The 23,521-nt window shown below is 73.8% G+C and carries 20 protein-coding genes and 1 pseudogene; 8 read left to right on the top strand and 13 right to left on the bottom strand.

The annotated features are described in order from the left end of the window. Window positions 1-428: 428 nt before the first annotated feature. A complete protein-coding gene (locus AB0D49_RS11160) occupies window positions 429-1,286 on the top strand; it encodes an alpha/beta fold hydrolase (protein WP_362754395.1) in 858 nt (285 codons plus the stop codon). Between the two features lie 79 nt (window positions 1,287-1,365). On the opposite strand, the gene AB0D49_RS11155 is transcribed toward AB0D49_RS11160, so the two are convergent. Both AB0D49_RS11155 and AB0D49_RS11150 read right to left on the bottom strand, forming a co-directional pair. Then, window positions 1,366-2,445 (bottom strand): lytic polysaccharide monooxygenase, encoded by a 1,080-nt coding sequence (locus AB0D49_RS11155; protein WP_362754392.1) that lies wholly within the window; start codon window positions 2,443-2,445, stop codon window positions 1,366-1,368. A 207-nt stretch (window positions 2,446-2,652) separates the two neighbouring features. Then, entirely contained in the window at window positions 2,653-2,787 is a 135-nt protein-coding gene (locus tag AB0D49_RS11150) for a hypothetical protein (RefSeq protein ID WP_362754389.1), read from the bottom strand. A 177-nt stretch (window positions 2,788-2,964) separates the two neighbouring features. On the opposite strand from AB0D49_RS11150, the gene AB0D49_RS11145 reads away from it, so the two are divergent. Next, entirely contained in the window at window positions 2,965-3,576 is a 612-nt protein-coding gene (locus tag AB0D49_RS11145; RefSeq protein WP_362754387.1) for a class I SAM-dependent methyltransferase, read from the top strand. Between the two features lie 490 nt (window positions 3,577-4,066). Here AB0D49_RS11145 and AB0D49_RS11140 read toward each other — a convergent pair whose 3' ends face one another. Both AB0D49_RS11140 and AB0D49_RS11135 read right to left on the bottom strand, forming a co-directional pair. Further along, entirely contained in the window at window positions 4,067-4,600 is a 534-nt protein-coding gene (locus tag AB0D49_RS11140; RefSeq protein ID WP_362754384.1) for a DUF402 domain-containing protein, read from the bottom strand. Then, complete coding sequence (locus AB0D49_RS11135) at window positions 4,578-5,510, bottom strand: GNAT family N-acetyltransferase (protein WP_362754381.1); 933 nt, start codon at window positions 5,508-5,510, stop codon at window positions 4,578-4,580. The genes AB0D49_RS11140 and AB0D49_RS11135 overlap by 23 nt, the downstream gene beginning before the upstream one ends. A gap of 70 nt (window positions 5,511-5,580) precedes the next feature. Between AB0D49_RS11135 and AB0D49_RS11130 the strand changes: the two genes are divergently transcribed. Continuing rightward, a complete protein-coding gene (locus AB0D49_RS11130) occupies window positions 5,581-5,949 on the top strand; it encodes a GntR family transcriptional regulator (RefSeq protein WP_362754378.1) in 369 nt (122 codons plus the stop codon). Window positions 5,950-6,035: 86 nt separating this feature from the next. Here AB0D49_RS11130 and AB0D49_RS11125 read toward each other — a convergent pair whose 3' ends face one another. Beyond that, a complete protein-coding gene (locus tag AB0D49_RS11125; RefSeq protein ID WP_362754376.1) occupies window positions 6,036-7,130 on the bottom strand; it encodes a DUF5925 domain-containing protein in 1,095 nt (364 codons plus the stop codon). 76 nt (window positions 7,131-7,206) lie between these two features. Between AB0D49_RS11125 and AB0D49_RS11120 the strand changes: the two genes are divergently transcribed. After that, window positions 7,207-8,610, top strand: a complete 1,404-nt coding sequence (locus AB0D49_RS11120) for a xylan 1,4-beta-xylosidase (RefSeq protein ID WP_362754373.1) — start codon at window positions 7,207-7,209, stop codon at window positions 8,608-8,610. A 13-nt stretch (window positions 8,611-8,623) separates the two neighbouring features. Here AB0D49_RS11120 and AB0D49_RS11115 read toward each other — a convergent pair whose 3' ends face one another. The 7 genes and pseudogenes from AB0D49_RS11115 to AB0D49_RS11085 all read right to left on the bottom strand — a co-directional run bounded on the left by AB0D49_RS11115 (window position 8,624) and on the right by AB0D49_RS11085 (window position 18,623). Then, window positions 8,624-12,322, bottom strand: coding sequence for a polysaccharide biosynthesis C-terminal domain-containing protein (locus AB0D49_RS11115; RefSeq protein WP_362754370.1), 3,699 nt, complete (start codon window positions 12,320-12,322; stop codon window positions 8,624-8,626). After that, a complete protein-coding gene (locus tag AB0D49_RS11110; RefSeq protein WP_362754367.1) occupies window positions 12,315-13,115 on the bottom strand; it encodes a polysaccharide deacetylase family protein in 801 nt (266 codons plus the stop codon). Before AB0D49_RS11110 ends, AB0D49_RS11115 begins: the two co-directional genes overlap by 8 nt. Before the next feature lie 223 nt (window positions 13,116-13,338). Further along, window positions 13,339-14,292: pseudogene (locus AB0D49_RS11105) on the bottom strand (glycosyltransferase family 2 protein); the annotation flags it as partial. Continuing rightward, window positions 14,289-15,143, bottom strand: coding sequence for a glycosyltransferase family 2 protein (locus AB0D49_RS11100; RefSeq protein WP_362754363.1), 855 nt, complete (start codon window positions 15,141-15,143; stop codon window positions 14,289-14,291). The gene AB0D49_RS11100 and the pseudogene AB0D49_RS11105, both read right to left, overlap by 4 nt. Window positions 15,144-15,497: 354 nt before the next feature. Then, window positions 15,498-16,598, bottom strand: a complete 1,101-nt coding sequence (locus AB0D49_RS11095) for a GNAT family N-acetyltransferase (protein WP_362754360.1) — start codon at window positions 16,596-16,598, stop codon at window positions 15,498-15,500. A 1-nt stretch (window position 16,599) separates the two neighbouring features. Next, window positions 16,600-17,094 carry a hypothetical protein gene (locus AB0D49_RS11090; protein WP_362754357.1) on the bottom strand — a complete coding sequence of 165 codons (495 nt, stop codon included), beginning with the start codon at window positions 17,092-17,094 and terminating at the stop codon, window positions 16,600-16,602. A gap of 320 nt (window positions 17,095-17,414) precedes the next feature. Beyond that, window positions 17,415-18,623, bottom strand: coding sequence for a S8 family peptidase (locus AB0D49_RS11085; protein ID WP_362754354.1), 1,209 nt, complete (start codon window positions 18,621-18,623; stop codon window positions 17,415-17,417). A gap of 325 nt (window positions 18,624-18,948) precedes the next feature. Here AB0D49_RS11085 and AB0D49_RS11080 point away from each other — a divergent pair, with 325 nt between their 5' ends. Further along, window positions 18,949-19,752, top strand: a complete 804-nt coding sequence (locus AB0D49_RS11080) for an SGNH/GDSL hydrolase family protein (RefSeq protein ID WP_362754351.1) — start codon at window positions 18,949-18,951, stop codon at window positions 19,750-19,752. Between the two features lie 44 nt (window positions 19,753-19,796). Here AB0D49_RS11080 and AB0D49_RS11075 read toward each other — a convergent pair whose 3' ends face one another. Further along, complete coding sequence (locus AB0D49_RS11075; protein WP_362754347.1) at window positions 19,797-21,431, bottom strand: protein kinase; 1,635 nt, start codon at window positions 21,429-21,431, stop codon at window positions 19,797-19,799. 191 nt (window positions 21,432-21,622) lie between these two features. On the opposite strand from AB0D49_RS11075, the gene AB0D49_RS11070 reads away from it, so the two are divergent. From AB0D49_RS11070 to AB0D49_RS11060, 3 genes are all read left to right on the top strand, one after another. Further along, the gene (locus AB0D49_RS11070; protein ID WP_362754344.1) at window positions 21,623-22,219 is read left to right on the top strand and encodes a sigma-70 family RNA polymerase sigma factor; all 597 of its coding nucleotides are present in this window, start codon (window positions 21,623-21,625) and stop codon (window positions 22,217-22,219) included. Continuing rightward, a complete protein-coding gene (locus tag AB0D49_RS11065) occupies window positions 22,216-23,016 on the top strand; it encodes an anti-sigma factor (RefSeq protein ID WP_362754341.1) in 801 nt (266 codons plus the stop codon). Before AB0D49_RS11070 ends, AB0D49_RS11065 begins: the two co-directional genes overlap by 4 nt. Before the next feature lie 126 nt (window positions 23,017-23,142). Continuing rightward, a complete protein-coding gene (locus AB0D49_RS11060; protein WP_362754338.1) occupies window positions 23,143-23,412 on the top strand; it encodes a hypothetical protein in 270 nt (89 codons plus the stop codon). The last annotated feature ends 109 nt before the right edge of the window (window positions 23,413-23,521 follow it).

Here is a 23,521-nt window from a genome sequence, read left to right as displayed (position 1 = left end):
CCGGTGACGGACGGGCCGGGCTCCTGGTGCCGGCTTCGCGTGGGCGGGCGTGGCTGCGCGCCGCGCGGGAGACGGCGGGGGACGCGGTGCGCGGGTGGGGTACGGCCGTGGGGGCGGGCGAGGTCCGGGAAGTGCGGCGCGGACTGCCGGAGACCGCGTCGAGAGAGCCCCTGCGTCCGGCGTGGTGCGTGCGGTGCGCACCTGATGGGCGGGCGGGCTTTGTCATCCGGGAGCTAAGTCGGGTCGGGCGACGCACCTCATTATCACGGTGACATGTGCAGGTGCGGAGGGTGCGCAAGGTTTTACTCGCCCGTAACTTCCCCCTTGAACTACTGGTCCGTAACTTGACGAGTGAACAGCATCCTCGTGATCCGGATCACAGGGCGTAAGGCCGTCGTAATTCCCTTGAGCCGCAAGGAGATCACCCGATGCTGCCCTGGAGAAGAGTGCTCCGACCGCTGGCGGCAGTGCTGCTGACCGGCGCGCTGGCCACCGTCCCCACCGCCACCGCACAGGCCGCAGCGCCCAGCGCGGGCTGGAACGACTACTCCTGCAAGCCGTCCGCCACGCATCCGCGCCCCGTCGTCCTCGTGCACGGCACATTCGGCAACTCGGTCGACAACTGGCTGGGCCTCGCGCCCTATCTGACCCAGCGTGACTACTGCGTCTTCTCCCTCGACTACGGCCAGCTTCCCGGAGTCCCGTTCTTCAACGGCCTCGGCCCGATCGACAAGTCGGCGGAGCAGCTCGGGGCGTTCGTCGACACGGTGCTCGCCGCGACCGGCGCCAAGGAGGTCGATGTCGTAGGCCACTCGCAGGGCGGCATGATGCCCCGCTACTACCTCAAGTTCCTGGGCGGGGCGGCCGAGGTGAACACCCTCGTCGGTCTCTCCCCCGACAACCACGGCACCACCCTGAACGGCCTCACCGGGCTGCTGCCGTACTTCCCCGGCGCCGAGGACCTGCTCAAGACCGCCACCCCGGCGCTCGCCGACCAGATCGCCGGATCGGCGTTCCTCACCAAGCTCAACGCGGGCGGCGACACCGTGCCCGGGGTGAACTACACGGTCATCACCACCAAGTACGACCAGGTGGTCACGCCGTACCGCAGTGCCTTCCTGGACGGTCCGAACGTGCGGAACGTGCTGCTCCAGGATCTGTGCCCGGTCGATCTCTCCGAGCATCTGGCGATCGGGCTGTTCGACCGGATCGCCTTCCACGAGGTGGCCAACGCGCTCGACCCCGCCCGCGCCAAACCCACCACCTGCGCGTCCGTGTTCAGCTGAGCCGGACCCGCCCGGACCCGGGTCCGGGGTCCGACCGGCCTGAGCCGCCGGTCGAGCCCCGGACCCGGGAGTGTCCGGGTCAGCCGCCGCTGCGCGCCCGGCGCCGGACCGACGCGAACAGCGCGGCCGAGCCCAGCGCGAGGGCCGCCGCGCCGCCGACCGCGATCACCGGGGTGGTGCTGTCCCCGCCGGTCTCGGCGAGGGCGGTGCCGTCACCGGAACCGTCCGCGGCACCGTCCGCCACGGGCCGTGCGGGAGCGCCCGCGGCCTTCGGCTCGTTGCCCGCGCCCTCGGCACCGGCGGCGGGGGTCGGGTCGGTCGTGGTGTGCGCGTCGTGGTCGCCGTGGCCGCCGTTCTCCACCGTCGACTTCTCCGTACCGGCGTCGATCTGCTTCTCCGAGGGCGCGGAGGCGGTGGGCGCCGGGGTGGCACCGCCGCCGGAGCCGCCCTCCGTCCCCGTCGAGCCGCCGCTCGCCCCGCCGAAGGTGATGTCCGCGCAGGAGTAGAACGCCTCCGTGCTGTCCGAGCGCTGCCACACCGCGTACAGCACATGCTTGCCGGACCGCTCGGGCAGGGTGCCCCGGAAGGTGTAGAAGCCGCCGTCCGAGCTACGGGTGGTGGGGGTCGAGGCGACCGGGTTGGCCAGGTCCAGGTCGCCCCAGGCGAGCGCCTTGGACGGGTCGAAGCCGGGCTTGGTCAGATACACCTTCATGGCCCCCTGGTGCGGCGCCGTCACCCGGAACTTGAAGGTGTACGCACCGGCCTGGACGCTGGTCGCGGGCCAGTCGGCGCGCGGCAGGTCCATCCCCTTGAAGGTGGGGTCGTTGGCGCTGCACAGCTTGCCGTCCGGGATCAGCTGCTGGTGGCGGCCGTCGGCGTTGCCGATGCGGATGCCGTTCCAGTCGTAGAGCGCCTGGGTGCCGCCGGCCGCGACCGCCGCCTTGCACGCCGCGGACCGGGGGTTCTCCGGTCCCTCCGCGAGACACTGCGAGACCCGGCTGACCGGGTCGCCCAGCGCCCCGTGCGCGGCGGCGGGCGCTCCGGTCAGCACGGTCAGCGCGGTCAGGGCGAGCGGGACGACGGCGGTCGCGGCGACGGCGGCGGCCGTACGGCCGGTGGGACGGCTGAGGGACGGGCGGACGGGCAGGCGGACGGGCATGGGGGCACTCCTCGCAGCGGTCGTTCGCGGGATCTCCGGGTGACCGGTGATCCCGTGGGGGCGATCAGAAGCTAGCCCCAAGAAACCGCCCCGACGGCTGTGGAGAGCGCGTCGGGGCGATCTTTATGTTCGAATTAAGGGAGTGCTCAGGCTGGGCTGAGGTAGGTCCGGTCCAGGTGCCCGGCGCGCGGCCGGGACGGCTCCCGCTCAGTCCTCGGGCCACCAGGTGCGGGCGATGTCCTCGCGCACCTCGGAACGGTCCGCGGGGCGGTCCTCGCGCTTCTCCCGGACCCGTCGGGCGTCCGTCTTCTTCAGGGGCTTCTGCACGGTCGTACGGCGCATGGCTGCCTCCTTCAGTGCCTACCGGGTTCCGTGGCGGCACGGAGGCAGGCCCTTGGGGGGAGAGTTCCTCATGGACGCCGGTCTGTCAGTGGCGGACATCACGATTGAACGTCCGGTCGGTGTACGGCGGCGCGGGGAATGGACGGGATTGTCAGTGCCGGGTGTCACTCTGGGTGCATGACGAACGACAGTGACACCGGTGTGGGCGAGGTGGACTGGGACGCGGCGGCGGCCGGGTTCGACGACGAGCCGGACCACGGGCTGCGCGACCCGGTGGTGCGGGCCGCCTGGGCCGCCCGGCTGCGCGGCTGGCTGCCCGCGCGCCCCAGCGATCTCCTCGACCTCGGCTGCGGCACGGGCAGTCTGGCCCTGCTCGCCGCCGAGCAGGGCCACCGGGTCACCGGGGTCGACCGCTCCCCGGCCATGGTCGAGCGCGCCCGAGCCAAACTCGCCGGGCGGGACGCCGCGGTCCTCGTCGGCGACGCGGCCACCCCACCGGTCGGTGAGGAGCGGTACGACGTGGTGCTGGTCCGGCATGTGCTCTGGGCGCTCCCCGACCCCGCCCGCGCCCTGCGCCAGTGGCGCGGACTGCTGCGCCCCGGCGGCCGGCTGGTCCTGGTCGAGGGCGTGTGGGGCACGGCCGCCCCGACCGGCATCCCCGCCACCCGCCTGACCGCCCTGCTCGCCCCCACCACGGCCGAACTGCGCACCGAGTCCCTGTCCGGGGAGCCGGACCTGTGGGGGAGAGCGGTGGACGACGAACGGTATGTGGTGGTGGCGGTGGTGTGACCGGGGCGGCTCAGGGGGGCGCGGCTTGGGGTCGGGGCGTGGAGGGGGATCGGGGTGTCTGGCGGGACCCGGCGCCCACCGGGGCCGGGGCGTGGATCGGGGTGCGGATCAGGATCGCGGTGCCTGCCGGGACCCGGCGCCCACGGGGGTCGGGGCGTGGATCGCGGCGTGGATCGGGGCCGGGGTTGCCGGGATCCGGGCGCGGATCGAGGCCGGGGCGTCTGGCGCGACCCGGCGCCCACCGGGGCCGGGGTGCGGATGGGGATCGCGGTGCCTGCCGGGGCCCGGCGCCCACGGGGGTCGGGGCGTGGATCGCGGCCGGGGTGTCTGCCGGGACCCGGGCGCCTACCGGGGTCGGGGCGCGGATCGAGGCCGGGGCGTCTGGCGCGACCCGGCGCCCGCCGGGGTCGGGGCGTGGATGGAGATCGGGGCTTCCACCGGGACCCGGGGCGCTCACCCCGACCCGGGCGCGCACGCCCCGGCCCATGTCTCAGCCCAGCCGCTCCCCGAACCGCTCCCCCCAGGAACCCTCCCTGTCCCCCGTCCTCGCCAGGCGCTCCAGTTCGTCCAGTGCCGCCACGGCCGCCGTCGCCGCCTCCGGGTCACGGGTCGCCAGGCCGCTGCGGGTGAACTCGTCCTCGTCCAGGCGGCGTACGTCCGTGCCGTCGGCGGAGCGCCACAGGTCCAGGTCGAGGTCCTCCACGACCAGCTCGCCCCCGGTACGCACGGCCGGGCGGGTGATGTCGCAGTACCAGCCCTTCAGCGTGCCGCCCGCGTCCCGGACCTCCTTCACCGCGTACCACCGGTCACGCCAGTAGTACTCGGTGAAGACATCACCGGCCTCGAACCGGACGAACCCGAAGTCCCGGGTCCCGGCGCCCGCCCAGGGGGCGCGGACCGCGATCCGCACACCGTCGTCCGCCAGCAGTTCGGCGGGGTAGCGGATCTTCGTGCGGCCCGCCTTGACCAGGACGATGTCCAAGGTCGTGGCGGCCGACGGGTCAGCCGCCGAGGGCGCGGGCATGGCTGACCTCCGTCACACGGATCTCATAGCCGAACGCCTTGTTGATCGCGAGCATCGGCCCGTTGTCCGCGTCGTTGCCGGTGATCGCCTCGGTGCGGCCGGCCGCGCGGGCGCGCAGCAGCGAGTCGGTCTTGGCGAGCTTGGCCAGCCCCCGGCCGCGGTGCGCGCGGGCCGTGCCGGTCATGGCGGAGCCGTAGCGGCCCAGCTCGTCGGTGTAGGCCGCGCTGAACGCCGCGGGTACGCCGTCGACCAGCACCACCGAGGTCAGCTCATGGTTCAGCAGCGGATGGTGCCAGGTCTCGGCGAGCCACGCCGGATAGTCGGTCAGCGCCGCCTCGATGTCGCTGGGCTCGTCCAAGGTGGTCTCGGCGTCCAGCGTGAACAGCGGACGGGGGTCGTCGGCGAAGTCGGCGCCGGTGCGCAGCTCCACACCGGGCGGCAGCGGGGGGAGGCCGGGGAGCGCGGCCGTCGTCAGGTCCAGCCGCAGGAAGTGCGCGGCGCGGCTGGGCGTGTAGCCGCGGCGGGCGGCGAAGGCCCGGTCCTCCGGGCGGTCCAGCACCCAGGCGAACACCTTGGTCGCGCCCGCGGTCGCGAGATGCTCCTCGGCCGTGCGCACCAGCAGCGATCCGGCGCCCTCACCGGTGCGGTCGGGCCGGACGTACACATTGAGGTACGCCTGGCCGGGCTCGGGGCTGTCGGCGGACAGACCGGTCTGGGCGGTGCCGACGATCTCGCCGTCCACCTCCGCCACGAGCAGTCGGTGCCGGGCCTCCGGGCGCTGCCGGATGAGGTCGTGGACCACCGAGTCGGCGGTGGCCATCAGATACGGCAGAGCGAGCCGGCGGGTCGCGCAGAACCCCTCGGCGTCGGCCCTGACCCCGGGACGGATGTCACGTACGAGCACGGTCATGTGGGCGCACGCTACGGGGGCCGTGCGCCGGGCGCCTCCGAATTTTCCCCGGGTGCGGAAGAATCGGGGCGTGACCTTGAAGATCCGGATCGATGACAGCGCACCGCCGTTCGAGCAGGTGCGGGCACAGATCTCCACGCAGGCGCGGTCGGGGGTGCTGCCGGTGGGGTACCGGCTGCCGACGGTACGGGGGCTCGCCGAGACCCTGGGCCTCGCCGCGAACACCGTGGCCAAGGCGTACCGGGCGCTGGAGACGGACGGCGTGATCGAGACCCGGGGGCGCAACGGCACATATGTCGCCGCCGCGGGCTCGGCGGCCGAGCGGGAGGCGGCGTCGGCGGCCCAGTCGTACGCCGAGCGGGTACGGCGGCTCGGCGTGGCGGAGGACGAGGCGCTGACCGCCGTACGGGACGCCCTGCGGGCGGCTTACGGGACGTGACGGGGCGGGTCGGGGAACGCCCCCGCCTTCCCGACGCCCCCCTACGGGCACAGCCCCCTACAGGCACAGCCCATACAGGAAGCCCCCTACAAGTACAGCCCCGCCTCCGCGCCGCCCCGCGGTTCCGGCAGGGACGTCGGGGAGATGCCCCGGCGCAGGGCGTACAGCTCCGCCAGGGTCGCGCCCTCGCGTCCGACGCCGTCCTCCGTGCCCAGCCAGCTCACCGCCTCCGACCGGGTCAGCGCGCCGACCTCGATCCGGGCGAGACAGCGGCCGGGGCGGACCACGGCCGGGTGCAGCCGCTCCAGGTCCTCGTTGGTGGTGACCCCGACCAGCACGTTGCGCCCCTGGCCGAGCAGTCCGTCCGTCAGGTTCAGCAGCCGGGACAGGGCCTGGCCCGCCGTGTGCTTGGCCTCGCCGCGGATCAGTTCGTCGCAGTCCTCCAGCAGCAGCAGCCGCCAGCGGCCCTTCCCGTGGGAGTCGTCCTCACCGATCGCGATGTCCATCAGATAGCCGACGTCGGAGAAGAGCCGCTCGGGGTCCAGGACGCAGTCCACCTGGCACCAGTCCCGCCAGGACCGGGCGAGCGTGCGCAGCGCGGAGGTCTTGCCGGTGCCCGGCGGGCCGTGCAGCAGGAGCAGCCGCCCGGCGATGTCCTCCGGGGTGGTCTTCATCAGACCGTCCATCGCGTCGGCGACCGGCGCGGTGTAGTTGGACCGCACCTCGTCCCAGGTCCCCGCCGCGATCTGCCGGGTCGTGCGGTACGGGCCGCGCCGCGGCGACATGTACCAGAAGCCCATCGTCACATTCTCCGGCTGCGGCTCGGGTTCGTCCGCCGCGCCGTCCGTCGCCTCGTCCAGCACCTTCGCGGCGAGTTCGGCGGTGGTCGCGGTGACCGTGACATCGGCGCCCCGGTTCCAGCGGGAGATCAGCAGGGTCCAGCCGTCGCCCTCGGCGAGGGTGGCGCTGCGGTCGTCGTCGCGGGACAGGCGCAGTACCCGCGCGCCCTCGGGCAGCAGGGTCGCGCCGGAGCGCACCCGCTCGATGTTCGCGGCGTGCGCGTACGGCTGCTCGCCGGTCGCGAAACGGCCGAGGAACAGCAGGTCGACGACGTCCGACGGGGAGTCGGAGTCATCGACGTTGAGCCGGAGCGGCGGGACGCCGTGCGGGAGGTCGGACATGCCGCCATGATCGGGCACGGGCGGCCGGTACGCACCCCGTTTCCACCGGGTGGTCGCACGGTTACTGTTGCCCCCGATGGCACGTCATGAGGCGAATTCGGGGGCGCGGCGCTGGCGGCTCACCGCGCTGCTCGGTGTCGGAGCCGCCGCGGTCGCGCTGCTCGTGACCCTGCTCACCGCCCTGCCCGGCGGCGGGGCCCCGTCCGGCACCACCTCCGACGGCGACCGGCCGCACGGCACCCCGGCGGTCCCCGCCGACACCGGTCCCGACGTCGGCTGGGGCTTCACCCACACCCAGTTCAGCGCCGACGACGGCGACCCGGCCGCGGTGTCCCGGGTCGAGGAGCGGCTCACCGGCAGCGGTCTGCCGCAGAACCAGCACATCATGGGCTGGGGCGCCGACAACCCCGAGCCGTCCGAGGGCCGTTACGACTTCGCCGCCCTGGACCGCCGGATCGACTTCGCCCGCGCGACCGGCGCCACCCCCGTCGTCACCCTGTGCTGCGCGCCCGACTGGATGAAGGGCGGCGACCCCGGCAGCACCGACTGGAGCGCCCTGGAGACGGCCCCCGACCCGGAGCACTTCGCCGACTTCGCCGCCCTCGCCGCGACCGTCGCCCGGCGCTACCCCGACGTCCGGCACTTCGTCGTCTGGAACGAGTTCAAGGGCTTCTGGAACGACACCGCCGCCCGCTGGGACTACGAGGGCTACACCCGGCTCTACAACCAGGTGTACCGCGCGCTCAAGAAGGTGGACGCGGACATCCTGGTCGGCGGGCCCTATCTCGTCATGGACAGCGTCGACCCCCGCCAGACCGAGCTGGCCTCCCCCACCCTCAAGGGCCCCTGGGGCGCCGCCGACCAGCGGGTCCTGGACGCCTTCGACTACTGGAACGCGCACAAGGCGGGCGCCGACTTCGTGGTCGTCGACGGCTCCAGCTACACCCGGGACGACGAGCTGCTGCCCGACGAGTTCGCCGCCACCGACAAGTTCACCGCGGTGAGCGCGTGGGTGCGCGCCCGGACCGGGGAACTGCCGCTGTGGTGGGCCGAGTACTACGTCGAGCCCGCCGACTCCAACGACGACCGCGAGGGCTGGTCCGAGCCGCACCGGGTCGCCGTCCAGGCCGCCGGACTGATCGCGCTGGCCCGCGGCGGCACCACCAGCGGCTTCTACTGGAACCCGGAGAAGGAACGCGGCCCCGACTGCCCCGGCTGTCTGTGGACCCCCACCGACACCCCCGGCGGCGGGACCGCCCTCCCGCTGTACGACCTGCTGGCCCGCTTCTCCGCCGCGTTCCCGCCCGGCACCCGGTACGAGGACGTCCCGGTCGTCGCCGACGACCCGGCGGACGTGCGGGTGCTCGCCGCCGCGGAGACCGTCCTCGTGGTCAACACCCGGGACCGCCCGGTCACCGCCGAGATCGACGGGCGGCGGCTCGACCTGACGGCGTACGAGGTGCGCTGGCTCGACCGCTGACCCCCTGACCTCCTCACTTCATCGTCAGGAACCGCTGCACCAGCGACGCGACGAACAGCGCCAGCAGCGGCAGCGAGAACCAGAAGCTCCCCTGGAGCAGCCGTAGCTGCCGCACACTCGGCCGGACCGCCACCCGCACCACCTCCCGCGCCATGAGCAGCACGATCAGGGTGACCGCGGCCAGCGCCCCCACCACCGACCACGGCGTCCAGGTCACCCGCGGCCCGACCGGGCCGGGATCGGCGCGCGGCACCGGATCGGACGGCTGCTCCCGCAGGGTGTAGAGCGTGACGTCCCCGTTCACGAACGGCTTGGCCAGCTCCGGCCGCCGGTCCAGGTTCTCGATCAGCCGCGCCTCCCACGCCACCGGATAGCCCGAGTCCATCGTCAGATACACCACCTGACTCCGGTTCACCATCAGATACGCGTTCGGCCCCGCGTCCCTGAGCGCCTTGACCAGGCTCGACACCAGCACCGGATCGGGCGGTGCGAGCGTCGGCACGTACTCCACCTTCTCCATGTCCCGCGCGCCCCAGGGCAGGGCGGGCGTGACGTTCTCCAGGACGTCGTCGCTCAGCCACAGCAGCCGCAGCGTCGGATCGTCGTGCGCGTACACGTACTCCATCGCGGCGACCTCGCCGGGCCGGACCCGTTCGAACGGCTCGTTGCCCCAGCGGGCCACCAGGAAGCCGCCCATCAGCACCAGTCCCGCCATGAGCGCGGCCAGCGGGGCGAGGCTCGCCGCGTCCTTGCCGCGCTCCTCGGGCGTGGCGCCGGTCCTCGGGAACAGGGCGAGCGCGGCGAGCAGCGCGGCGCCGGGCAGCGCGAACATGAAGACCCGCAGCGCCATCTCCCCGCCGTACGACTGCATACCGAAGCCGAGGAACGGGACGAACGCCAGTACCGGCAGGACGCGTTCGCGGTAGCGGTGGAAGCGGCGCCGCCACCAGCCCCAGCAGGCGAACGCCAGCACCCCGCCCGCCAGCAGCACCCGCACGTACAGCACCAGCTTGTGGCTGGAGGAGCCGCCCTCGATCCGCCCCGACACCGACGAGGAGACATTGCCGCCGACCCCGCCGATCCCGCCGAACAGCTCGTCGAAGTGCCCGGACCAGTACGGCTCGGCGAGGAAGCCGATCCAGGCCGCGACCATCACCGTGAACAGCACCGGCAGTCCGCGCAGCTCCGACCTGCCGGTCAGCACCAGCGCCGTGACCACCCCGAGCATCACGAACGGGGTCAGCTGATGCGCCGGGACGCTCGCCGCGAACAGACCGGTCACCACCAGCAGCAGGACCGTGCGCTGCCCCCGGTCCGCCGGTTCCACCTCTGTCTCGCCCGGCCGCACCCGGCCCCAGATGACGTGCGGGGCGCGGAACCACACCAGCAGCAGCGCCACGAACACCAGATAGAGCAGATAGGTGAAGCCCTGCGGCGAGAAGTAGTCCTGGCCGACCCAGCCGCTCAGCACGAAGATCCAGATCCCGGTCCAGCGCGCCCGCCAGCTCACCCGCAGCGCCCGGGTCAGCAGGAACATCGGCGCGAGGTACAGCAGTTGGATCGCCGTCGGCCACCAGCGGATCACCTCGGTGAAGTCGTCCACCCCGCACGCCTGGGCGACGAACGCCACCGCCGCGAAGAAGCCCGGCCAGCTCCACCGGGCGTCCAGATCGGGCACCGCCGACCCGGTCCGGTCGATGTAGTCCAGAAACCCGAGATGCTGCCACGCCGTCGCGAACCGCGGCTCGGTCTCGATCACCGCGGGCAGCGCGTGCAGCGATACGACGGTGGCCAGCAGGGTCACCAGCAGCAGCGCCCGGCGCTCCCGGTGCGGCCAGAGCAGCGACGAGAACACCACGACCAGCAGGGCCGCCCCGGCGAGCGTGGGCACCGGCAGCACCGAGATCAGCCCGAGGCCGCCCATCCGGTCGAGATCGCTCTCGCCGAGCCGCGCGGCCGGTACCCAGTACAGCGCCAGGGCGACGGCCAGCAGACAGCCGAGGACCACACCGACCCGGGTGGGGCGGAGGGAGCGGCGGGTACGGGGGGTACGGGGGTGGGGGCCGGGCCCGGTCTCCGCCGGCCGTTCCCTCGCGGCTGCGGGCTCCGCCACTTGCTCCTTCGCGGCGGTGGGCTCCGCCACTCGTTCCTTCGCGGCGTCCCACACGGCCGCCCGCTCCGGCGGCAGCGCCCACGCCGGGGTCCGCACCACCCGGACCCCCCTGGGCGGCGTCCCCGGGCCCGGCCGGACGTCCGGCCGCCGTTCCGCGTGGTCGAAGTCGGCCGGGAGGCGCAGCGCGAGGGTGTCGCCGTCCGGCGCGTCCCCGTCGCCACCGTCCGGGGCGTCCGGGGTTTCCGGCGGGGCCGTCGGCGGGGTCGCCCGGATCGTGCGGTACAGCCGGGGCGCGGCCAGCGCCACGATCACCGCGAGGCTGCCGATCTCGGCGACCGCGGCCCCGGTCAGCCCCATCCGGGGCAGCAGCGCCAGCGTCAGCCCCAGCACCAGCGCGCACAGCAACCCCTGGAGCCAGGCGAGTCCGGCGGTCCGGCTCTGCGCCCGCAGCACCGCGAAGTACGTCTCCATCACGACCCGCAGCACCGCGCCCACCGCGAACCAGCGCAGCAGCGGCGTCGCCGCCTCCGCGTACCCGGCGCCGAACACCCCGAGTATCCAGGGCGCGCCGAGGAACAGCGCGGCGGCGACCGGCAGCATGATGCGGGCCATCCGGCCGAGCGCGGCCCGGGTGTTGGCGGCGAGCCGCGCCGGGTCGTGCGAGCCCTCGACGGTGAGCGAGGCGCCCATGTTGATGGCGAGCAGATTGACCGTGCCGCCGATGGTGGTGGCGATGTAGAAGTAGGCGTTGTCGACCGCGTCGACCTGCGCGGCCACGATCACCGGCACCAGATAGACCACGGCCAGCGAGAACAGCGACCCGGTGTAGTCCCCGGCGAGGAACCGGCCGACCTCCCCGAGCGTGGGCGGCGCGGCCCTGCCCTCGGTGGCCCGCACATGGCGGGGCACCAGCCGCCGGAACACCAGCCAGCCCAGCGGCAGCACCGAGCAGGCGATGGCCGCCACCCAGGACACGAACACCCCGGCGACCGGCACCGCCACCGCGAACGCCACCAGCAGCCCCAGCTTGACGGCGGAGAACACGGTGTTGCCGACCGGCACCCAGGTGGCGCTGCGCAGCCCGGTCAGCACCCCGTCCTGGAGGGTCAGCAGATTCCAGCCGACCACCGCCAGCACGAAGAACAGCGCGGGCCCCGGCCCATGCAGAAACCGGTACGACGGCCCCCAGAGGTCCAGCGTCAGCAGGAACGCCCCGGCGGCCACCGCCACGACCAGCGAACTCCCGGCGTAGGTACGGAAGATCAGCCGTCCGGTGGTGCGCCCGGCGATCGGGATGAACCGGGTGAGGGCGCCGGTCAGGGTCACCGCGGTCAGCCCGGCCAGCAGCTTCATCGCCGCGATGGCGGCCGAGCCCTGACCGACCGACGACTCGTCGTAGTACCGGGCCGCGGCCAGCCAGAAGCTCAGGCCCAGCACCGCGGAGACCCCGGTGTTCAGCATCAGGGCGTAGGCGTTGCGGAAGAGCGGGCTGCCGCCGCCGTCGGGGCGGCCGGGCCGGGGCAGCCGCAGCCGTCGCCGCGGTGGCCCGGTGCTCTCGGTGACAGGTGCGGTGGCGGTGGTGGTGGTCGTGTCAGACACGGGATCGGGTGGCCTTCCGGCGGACCTGGCGGGCGCGGCGGACCACGGCGTACCCCTTGGTCAGGGCGCGGTCCCGGGCGAAGGTGCGGGCGAGGGAACGGCCGTCGAGCAGCCGCTCGAACTCCTCGTCGCCGGTGCCGCGCCGCACGGTCACCCGGCGCAGCGCGTACGGCCCCTGGCGGCGGGCGGCGAGCGCGTTGCCGACGGCGAGCGCCTGGGCGTACCCGGCGGCCCGCACCTCCTCGCGCACCCGGCGGTCGGAGTACCCGTAGGGGTAGGCGAAGGAGGCGGGCGGGGTGCCGAGTTCGCCGGTGACGACGTCCCGGCAGCGGGTCAGCTCGGTGTGCAGGGAGTCGTCGTCGAGCTGGTCGAGCTGCGGATGGCTGTGGCTGTGGCCGCCGATCTCGACCCCGGCGGCGGCCAGCGCGCGGACCTGCTCCCAGTCGAGCATGGTGTCCGGTCCGCCGCCGGTGCCGTGGGGGCCGCGCAGCCAGCCGGTGGAGACGAACAGCGTGGCGGGGAAGCCGTGCCGGGCGAGCACGGGCAGCGCGTGCCGGTGCACGCCCTCATAGCCGTCGTCGAAGGTGATCAGTACGGGCCGGGGCGGCAGCGGGCGGCCGTCGCGCCACCGTCCGGCCAGCTCGGCGGTGGTCAGCGGGGTCATCCGCAGTTCCGCGACGATGCCGAGTTGGGCGGCGAACGCCTCCGGCGACACGGACAGCGTCCGGGTGGCCGGGCTGGGTTCGGCGGCGACCGAGTGGTACATGAGGATCGGCACCCGCGTCTCACCCATGACGGCCACCCACGGGTCTCCCGCCGCCCGGTCCGGCGGCCACGTCCTCCTCGGGCGCGCCCCTCTGGGATCCACCCCTCTCGGACACGCCCTCCTCAGGCACGCCCCTCTCGGACGCGCCCACCTCAGACACGTCCGACCCGCCCCGCGCCCCCACACCCTCGGCGGAGACACCGGTGCCGCCCCCCGCCGTACCCCCCGCCCCGCCGATCCGCCCCGCCTCGAACGTCGTCCCGCCGCGCCGCGCCCGCACGCTCCCCACGGCGTACCCGGCGGCAGCCGTCAGCACCCCCGTGACGATCGCGCCCGCGCGGCCCGCGCCGCCCGGCCGGGCCAGCACGGCGTCCCGCAGTCCGCGCAGCACCCCCGACGGCAGTACCCGGGTGGCGTACCGGCGCTCCGACTCCAGCCCCTTGGCGGCGCCCACGCTCCGGGTGACCAGCGCCTTGGAGAGCCCCTCGGCGTAGACCCGGGTGCGGAAGTAGCCGAACCGCTCGCGGGCGCCGGGCACCCGGTGGTGGATCACCGCCCGGTCGTCCAGCAGCAGCACGGCGTCCGGCACGGCGTGCGCCAGCCGGATGCACAGCTCCGTCTCCTCGCAGCCCAGCGGGCGCCGGTCGCCGTCCCGGCCGATGCCGGTGGCGAAGCCGCCCGCCGCGTCGAACGCGGTCCGGCGGAACGAGGCGTTGCCGCCCAGGACGTTGCGGACCCGGGCGACCCCGCCGGGCTGGCCCCGGTAGGTGCAGCCGACCACCCAGTCGAACTCCTCCGGGAACCAGACCGGGCGCCGCCCCGACGCCCACACCGGCTCGGTGCGCCCGCCGACCGCCATCACCCGCGGGTCGGCGTAGTGCCCGGCGAAGCCGCGCAGCCAGTCCGTCTCGGCGACGGCGTCGTCGTCCAGGAAGGCGATCACCTCGCCGCGCGCGGCGGCGATCCCGGTGTTGCGCCCGGCGGACAGCCCGCGCGGCCCGGCGTTGGCGAGCACCCGCACGCCTTCGGTGTCCGCGTAGTGCGCGCCGAGACGGGCGAGGAGCCCCGGATGGTGGTCGACGACCAGCAGGGTCTCCAGGGCGGGCAGGGACTGGGCCCGGACCGAGCCGACCGCGGCGAGGATGTCCTCCCAGCGGTCCTCGGTGTAGGCGCAGATCACGACGGAGATGCCGGGACCGCTCACGACGCCTCTCCCCGTACCGTGTCGAGCAGGGGGGAGGGGCGGGTGGCCCGGCGGCGCAGCGCCCGCCGGTTGGAGCGCTCCGCGAGGATCACCCGCAGCACCCGCAGCCCGTCCCGGACGGCCCGCAGATTGCTGGTGCCGTGGATGCGCAGATATTCATGGCTGGGGATCTCCTGGACCTTCAGCCCGGCCTTGACGACCCGGATGTTCATCAGGGTCTCCACCTCGAAGCCGGTGCAGTCCAGCTCGATCTTGTCGAGGCAGTGCCGCCAGAACGCGTTGTATCCGTAGCAGAGATCGGTGTAGCGGGCGCCGAACTTCCCGTTGACGACGGCACACAGGGCGCGGTTGCCGAGTCTGCGGATCAGCGTCATGTCGTCGGTGCCGCCACCGTTGGCGAACCGCGACCCCTTGGCGAAGTCGGCCCCGGAGACCAGCGCGGAGACGTACGAGACGATCTCCCCGCCGTCGGCGGAGCCGTCCGCGTCCACCATCACGATGATGTCGCCGGTGCACGCCTCGAACCCGGTGATCAGCGCGTCGCCCTTGCCCTTGCCGCGCTGTTCGACCACCCGCACCCCGGGCCACAGCTCGCGGGCCACATCGACGGTGGCGTCGGTGGAGTTGCCGTCGACCAGCACGACCTCATGGATCCAGCCGGGCAGGCTCTTGAAGACGTACGGCAGGTTCTCCGCCTCGTTCATGGCGGGGATCACCACGCTCACCGGTGGGGTGATCGCCAGATGGGAGGAGATCGGCCGGTAGGCGCGGGCGGTGGAGTCGTCCGGCGGGCCGGACTGCGTTATGGACGGATCGTCACCCGTGCTCACCGGGTGCAGTACAGAACTCATGGGTCCGGTCCCTCTCGTCCGGTGGACCGCCCGCCCCTGGGCGGCCCGGCTCTGTGTCCGGTTCGAAAGGGGGGTTCTCACCTACGGCACAGCGCGGCTGACGCTCCGTGACACCGGGTGAGCTGGCGGAACGCCGGACACCGCACAGCGGCGCCCGGTCGCGCGGCTCGGCCCGTCGGCCCTGCGGCCACCGGGCACGGCACCCCCCTGCCGCGCTCCCGCCCCGGCGTCCCTCGGAAGGCCCTGAGCCCTCCCCTGGAGCCCTCCGGTGATGTCCGGTGCGGGTGAGTTGTACGACGGTATAGATGGTTGAGTGTTGATGGAAGACTTACAACAGGTCTCCCATATCGCTTGTTATTTCGCTTGTTTTGACCGAATCTTTCCTATCCGCTTCAGTAGACGATCAGCGGGTTCGAACAGCTCCGGCCGGGTCACCACCGCGTTGCGCAGTGCCCGTACCGGCGCCCGCCGCGCCCGATGCCCGACCGCCACCGGGTGACGCCGGGTCACCCACCCCTCCGACACCTGGATGTCCCGGGTCTTCAGGGAGTCCTTGTACTCCTTCTGGCCGCGGCCGAGGTCCAGCTGCCCGATCCCGTCGGCCGCCGCCCCCTCGGCCATCCGCAGATGCAGCACCAGCCCCGGCGAGTACTTCGCGAACGCCGGGTCGTACGCCGGGAACCAGCAGGCCAGCACCTGCCCGGTACGCGGCCCGAAGTGCGCGGCGACCGGCCGGTCCCCGGCGTACAGCACCGACAGCAGCCCCGCGAACGGGGCCGAGCGGGTGTGGAAGAGCTGCGCCACCAGCCGGGTGATCCACTCCTGCGCGAACCGGTCGCTGCGGCCGGTCCTGCGGTACTGCGCCGACTTCCACGCCATCAGCGTGCGCAGCGCGGCCGGGTCGCGCTCGTCGTGGACATAGCGCACCTCGCCCGCGTCCCGCCCGAGCCTGCGCTCCTTGGCGAGGGTGGTGCGGGTGAACTTCGGCGACCGGGCCCGCAGCCCGCTCAGATACGCCGCGAAGCCCTGGTCCAGATCGATGACCGGGGACGGGAAGGTGCCCGAGGCGCCCTCCTCGAACGGCCGCTGCCCCGCCACCAGATGGTCGTACTCGAACACCGCGAGACCGCAGGCCCGCAGCAGTTCCCCGGCGTCCCAGGTGAAGCCCGGCCGGTGCACCACGCCCTGCGCGTCGGACACCCCGAGCCCGATCGCCCGGCCGACGCCCGCCGCCGTGCGCTGGAACGGGAAGTACGCGACGCCCTCGCCGCCCTCCCGGACCACCGCGATCCGCACCCCCCGCCGGCACCGGCCGACCGCGAGCGCGAACTCGGGGGAGAGGAACGGATTGGCCAGCTCCGGCGCGCCGTGCAGCGGGGCGTCGCTCTGGAGGGCGGTCCAGGCCGCCCGGTCGGCGGCGGTCAGCTCGCCGGGGCGGTACACACGGATGTCCACGTCACGCGTCCTGTCCGCGCACCGCCGCGGTACGGGCCCGTCTGCGCCGCACCAGCACCAGCAGCAGCGTCCCGGCGCTGAACGCCGAGACCGCCAGGGTCCCGCCGGGCGCCGACCAGCGGTGCAGCGCCAGCATCGTCTGGGCGACCAGCATGTCGACCACGACCGCGCCGGCCAGCGCGGCGACCAGCCGGGCGAACGGGTCGAGGCCCGACAGCGCGGCGCCGATGGCCGCGGCCGGGGCGGCGAGCAGGAAGAACAGGGTGAAGGGCGCGCGCAGCGGTGAGTCGGAGCCGGTGAGCGCCAGCGCGGCGCCGATCCCTCCGACGGCCGTGGCGGCGCCCGCGAGCAGCGGTGCCAGGTCCCTCCCCGGTCCTGACGCCTGTCCTGATCGCGACCCTGATCCCGGTCCCGGCCGGTTCCGCCGGGTGTCCTGCGATGCCGTTGTTGTCGTCGTTGCCGCTGTTGCGGCTTTCTTGCTCTGTAAGCCCTGCATTGGCGACTTTGCCCCCCGAAGCGCCGGATGCCGGGCTTCAATGTCGCGCAGCGCTCGGGGGGACGTCAAGATGCGGAACCTGGTCACCGGGCGTGCGGGGGCGGGCTCCCCGGAGGGTGTGAGCCACTCCGGAGAACCCGCCGGTCACACCGGGCGCACGGGGACGGACCCCGCGCGCTCCGGGGCGGTACGGGTGGAACTCGGGGGAGTAATCCCGGGACACCCCAGGGAAGGGCCCAGGAAGAACCCCGGGCGGAACCCCAGGAAGAACCCCAGGAAGAACCCGGGGGAGGTCCCCGGGAAAGGCCCGGGGTCCGGGCTCAGGGGACGATCTTCAGCAGCCGGTTCGGGGACCCGGTGCCGGGGCTCGTCACCTTGCTCGGCGTAGAGCCGTTCACCAGCGCCGTGGCCACCTGGGCGGGTGTGGAGCCGGGGTGGCCCGCGAGGTAGATCGCCGCGGCGCCCGCCACGTGCGGGGTCGCCATCGACGTACCCGAGATGGTGCTGGTCGCCGTGTCGCTGGTGTGCCATCCGGCGGTGATGGAGGAGCCGGGGGCGAAGAGGTCGAGCACCGCCCCGTAGTTGGAGTAGCTGGCGCGGGCGTCGGTGCTGGTGGTGGCGCCGACGGTGATCGCCTCGGTGACCCGGGCGGGCGAGTACGAGGAGGCGTTGAGGTTGCTGTTGCCCGCCGCGACCGCGTAGGTGACGCCGGACGCGATGGAGTTGCGCACCGCCGTGTCCAGCGTGGCCGAGGCGCCGCCGCCCAGCGAGAGGTTGGCGACCGAGGGCCCGGAGTGGTTCCGCGTCACCCAGTCCACGCCCGCGATGACCCCGGCGGTGGTGCCGGACCCGTTGTTGTCGAGGACCCGTACGGCGACGATCCGCGCCTTCTTGGCGACGCCGTAGGTGGAGCCCGCGATGGTGGTGGCCACATGGGTGCCATGGCCGTTGCCGTCGGCGGCGGTGGTGTCGCCGTCGACCGCGTCGTAGCCGTAGCTGGCCCGGCCGCTGAGCTGCTGGTGGGTGATCCGCACCCCGGTGTCGATGACGTACGCGGTGACGCCGCTGCCCGCGCTGTCGGGGTAGGTGTAGGTGGTGGACAGCGGCAGCGAGGTCTGGTCGACCCGGTCCAGGCCCCAGGGGGCGCTGGTCTGGGTGGTGTCGGCGACCTGGACGCGCTGGTTCTGCTCGACGGACGCGACGGCCGGGTCGGCGGCCAGTCTCCTGGCCTCCTGGGCGGTGAGGGTCGCGGTGTAGCCGTTCAGCGCGCTGCCGAACGTCTCGTCCACCGTGCCGCCGTACGCGCCGATCAGGCCCTTGCCCGTACGGGAGGACGCCGTGAAGCCCGCGTCCTCGGTGAGCGTGACGAGGTAGCTGTCCTTGACGGCGGTGGGGGAGCCGGCCGCGATGACCGTGCCCTCGGCCGGAGCGGCCTGGGCCGGTATCGCGGTGAGCCCGCCGACGAGGGCGGCGGTCGCCAGCGCGGTGATCGCGGCGAGCCGCCCATGGGTGCTGCGCAGTGGTGCCATGTCGAGGAAGTCCTCCTGTGGCGGCGCGCGCCCGGGATGAGGGCGCGCGGCTGTGGGGGGCGCACGCGCTGGTGCGCGTGCCAGCCCTGGAACGTTGCGTTCCGCTCCGGGCCGGGACCCAGCGTGGGTCATCCGCCCCCCGGGTTCAAGAGTGTTGAGCACTCGTCAACATAAATGACATGTTCATGTAATTGAAGGGTGAAGAACTGCCGCGAGATGTGCGGGAACTCGGGGGAATGTCTGAAATTCATGGCATGACCACTTCCTGTCAACGCGCGTAGTTGGTATCCCGGTTGCGGCAGAGATCCTGCTAAAGGGAGGTTCCATGAGACGTTCCCGACTTGTCGTACTCGTCAGCTCGTTCCTCCTCGCCGTCGGCACCGCCCTCACCGGGGCGGCCACGGCGCAGGGCGCCGAGGCCGCCGCTACCGGCTACGTGGCACTCGGCGACTCCTACTCCTCCGGCGTCGGCTCGGGCAGCTACATCGGCTCCAGCGGCGACTGCAAGCGCAGCACCAAGGCGTACCCGTCCCTGTGGGCCGCCGCCAACTCACCCTCCTCGTTCAACTTCACGGCCTGCTCCGGCGCCCGAACGGATGAAGTTCTGGCGGGTCAGCTCACCCCGCTGGGCACCGGCACGGGCCTGGTCACCCTCAGCGCCGGCGGCAACGACGCCGGCTTCGCGGACGTCATGACGACCTGCGTCCTCCAGTCCGACAGCGCCTGCGTCTCCCGGATCAACACCGCGCGGGCGTACGTCGGCTCGACCCTGCCCGGCAAGCTCGACACCCTCTACTCCACGATCCGCTCCAAGGCCCCCGCCGCGCGGGTCGTGGTCCTCGGTTACCCCCGCTTCTATCTGCTCGGCCAGTCCTGCCTTGGCCTGTCGGAGGCCAAGCGCAAGGCCATCAACGACGCCTCCGACCTGCTGAACAGCACCATCGCCAAGCGGGTCGCCGACCACGGCTTCACCTTCGCCGACGTCCGCTCCCCCTTCACCGGCCATGAGATCTGCTCCGGCAACTCCTGGCTGCACAGCGTCAACTGGCTCAATGTCGGCGAGTCCTACCACCCCACCGCGGCCGGCCAGTCCGGCGGCTATCTGCCCGCCCTCAACAACGCGGTCTGACCCCCATCCGGGCCACCGGTTCCGCGTCCGGCCCTCCCGACCCGTCAGTACGCCGGTGTCGCGGAGCCGGACGCGGCACCGGACGCCGGAGCGGAGGCCCCGCCCGTCGGGGTCTCCGTCGGCGTCCAGGTCGGCGTCCCGGTCACACAGGTCACCGAGAACGCCACCGCGTTCGAGGTGGCCTCCACCGGCTCACGCACCTCCACACTCACCTCGTTGCGGTACGTCCCGCTCGCGTCGTACGCCGTCACCGTCACGCTCTCCCGCCGGGTGCGCTCCCCGCCCGCCGGGAACGACAGCGTCCGCCAGCCCTCGTCGACGACCTCCCCGTCCCGCGCCACCCACCGGTAGCTCACCTCGGCGGGCAGCCGCCCCACCGTGAACGTCGCCGTGAACGCCGGTCCCTCGGACCCCGGCGGCGGACACACGCCCGCGTAGTCGGTGTGCGCCCCGGCCACCGTCACCGTCACCGACTGCGGCGACGCCGCACCCGACGGCTCCCGCACCGCCCCGCCCGGCGTCCCCGACACCCCGCTCCCGCCGGACGGTTCGCCCCCCGCGCCGCCCGCGTCCCCCTCGTCCGGGGCGCCCGACGCCTCCGACGAGGCCCCGGCCGCGCCCCCGCCGTCCCCGCCGGTCCGGTCCAGCAGCGCGTACGTCAGCCCGCCGATCGCCAGGACCAGCGCCACCACCCCGGCGACCAGGAGGGGAACGGCCCGCCGGTCACGGGTGGGAACGGCGGGGGCGGTGCCCGGGTCCGTCCCGGTGGGCCGGGTCTCCGCTGCCACCGGCGTCGGCGCCGCGACCGTCGGCGCCGTCGAGGTCGACCACGCGGTGTCCGCCCGGGGCGTGCCGCCCGCGCCCACCAGCCGCAGTTCCCGCTCCGCGTCCGCCGCCGCGGGCCGCTCGGCCGGGTCCTTGCGCAACAGCCCCGCGACGACCGGCCCCAGTGCGCCCGCCCGGCGCGGCGGCGGCAACGCGTCCTCCACGACGGCCCGCAGCGTGCTCAGCGGGGTGTCCTGACGGAACGGCGAGATCCCCTCCACCGCCGCGTACAGCAGCACGCCCAGCGACCACAGGTCCGACTCGGGCCCCGGCGTCCGGCCGAGCGCCCGCTCCGGCGCCAGGAACTCCGGCGACCCCACGACCTCGCCGGTCATGGTCAGCGCCGAGGTGCCCTCCAGCGTCGCGATCCCGAAGTCCGTCAGCACCACCCGGCCGTCGTTCGCCAGCAGCACGTTGCCGGGCTTCACGTCCCGGTGCAGCACGCCCGCCTCGTGCGCCGCCCGCAGCGCCGCCAGGACCTCCGCCCCGACCAGAGCGGCCCGCTGCGGCGTCATCGGCCCGTCCGCCTCCAGCGTCTCGGACAGCGACACGCCCCGGACCAGCTCCATCACGATCCACGGACGGCCCTCCTCGGTGGCGACGTCGTACACCGTCACCACGTTCCGGTGCGACACCCGCGCCGCCGCCCACGCCTCGCGCTCCAGCCGGGCGTACATCCGCTCCACGTCCGGTGCCGGGAGCCCCGCCGGGGCGCGCACCTCCTTGACGGCCACCTCGCGGTGCAGGACCTCGTCCCGCGCCCGCCACACGGTCCCCATGCCGCCCTCGCCCAGCGGCGACAGCAGCCGGTACCGGCCCGCGACCACCCGCTCCTCGCCCGGCTCTCCGGACATCCGCGCACCCCCATCCGCCCGGCCGCCGCCCCCAGCGGACCCGCTCCCCAAAGTAGGGTCAGCCGCACCCGGACGCGACCCCCTGGACCACGGCTCCGCCCCCGCGCACCCCCCGGGAATTCCCGCCCCCGCCCCACCCGCGTTTTCGGCCCGCCGATCCGTACCTCCTCCCGGAGGTGGCTGTGGTGCGGATGTCAGGGGTACGGGGACGGCCGGACGGCTGCGGCGCGACGCAGGAGGCCCGGCGGGCGGCCGACCCGCTGCTGCTGAAGGTGGCGGACGGCGACCAGCGCGCCTTCGAGGAGCTGTACACCCTGGTGTCAGGCCCGGTGTTCGGCCTGGTCCGACGGGTGGTACGGGACGCCGCGCAGGCCGAGGAGGTGGCACAGGAGGTGCTGCTCGAACTCTGGCGCACCGCCGCCCGGTTCGACCCCGCGCGCGGCTCCGCCCTGTCCTGGATCCTCACCGTCGCCCACCGCAGGGCCGTCGACCGGGTGCGCAGCGCCCGCGCCGCCGGGGAGCGCGAGCAACGCGAGGCCCTGCGGACCGCCGGACCCGCCTTCGACCAGGTCGCCGAGGAGGTGGAAGCCGGTCTGGAACGGGAACTGGTACGCCACTGCCTGGACCGGCTCACCGACCTCCAGCGCCAGTCCGTCACCCTCGCCTACTACGACGGCTACACCTACCGCGAGGTCGCCGAACGGCTCTCGCTGCCGCTCGGCACCGTCAAGACCCGGATGCGCGACGGACTGACCCGGCTGCGCCACTGTCTGCGCGGTGGAGCGTGAGGGCACGGGACCGGCTGCCGGGCCGCCGCGACCCGCACGCGCTGGCCGCGCCCTACGCCCTGGACGCCCTCGGCCCCGACGAGCGCCGCCGCTTCGAACGGCATCTCGGCGGCTGCCACCGCTGCGCCGCCGAACTGCGGGAACTCTCCGAGGACACGGTCCGGCTGGCCTGGACGGCGACCACCCCGGCGCCCCCGGCCCTGCGCGCCCGGGTCCTGGCCGCCGTACGGACCACCGCGCAGGAGCCCGCCCCCGCGTACGCCCCGGTGCTGCCGTCCTCGGTGTGGGGGACCCGGCCGCCGCCGGAGCGCTCCTCCCGGTGGCGCCCGCTGCTGGTGCCGCTGAGCGCCGCGACCGCCGCCGCGGCCCTGGTGGTCGCCGCGCTGTTCGCGGTCCAGGCCGGGCGGAGCGAGGAACGGCTGACCGCCGAGCGGGCACGGGCGCGTGAGATCGCCCACGTTCTGGCGGCGCCGGACGCCCGCTCCGCCACCGGCCGGGACGCCGGGGGCCGCGGCATCGCGGTGGTCGCCTCCGCCGCAGAGGGGCGCGCGGTGGTGACCTTGAGCGGTTACGGCACGCTCCCCGGGGGGCGGGTGCATCAACTGTGGCTGATGCGCCCCGACGCACCTCCACGCTCCCTGGGCCTGTTCAGCGCCGACACACCCCTGGCCGCGTCCGGTCTGGACCCCACCGCTTCGTCACTCGCCGTGACCGTCGAGCCCGACGGCGGCTCACCACACCCCACCGGCCAGCCGATTGTCCAACTCGCCCTGGAATCGGTTGGATTCGGAGAGTAACCGAAATGTGTACGTCAACACCCTTACGGGAAAGGTGAATCCTGTGACCGCGATACACGAGTGCCCCAAGGGGGCGATAGGGTTAGCCTGCCTGGGCCGGGTGGACTCGTACGGGTGGGGAGTGACATGGATCAGATAACAGTGCGCAGCAGGGCAAGGGTCCCTGCGATCACCTGCGGGAGCAGCGCGACCAGTTCGCGCCTCGACCGCCACCTGTCGGTACTGGCGGGTCCCCCCGTGCCACAGCGGGAGGCGGCGGAGGCCACCTCCCTGATGCGGGAACTGACCGCGCGTGACACCACGCAGGACCAGACCTCCCGGGGTGCCCGGGTCCGGCGCGTCTCGCTCTTCGCCCCCCTGCGCCGACTGCGCCGCTCGCTGTTCGGCGGACGCTGAGCACCCCCGGCGTCCGCCCGGACGTCCCCCACTCACCCCGACCGATCTGACGCCCCCGACTCCCCACGGGCGGCGTCATCGGCGTATCACGCCCCATTTCTCCCAGCTT

Origin of the sequence: Streptomyces sp. NPDC048290, from assembly GCF_040652095.1 — a bacterium.
Lineage (GTDB): Bacteria > Actinomycetota > Actinomycetes > Streptomycetales > Streptomycetaceae > Streptomyces.
Note: the sequence above shows the minus strand (reverse complement) of the source record. Positions and strands in the feature narration are given on the sequence as shown.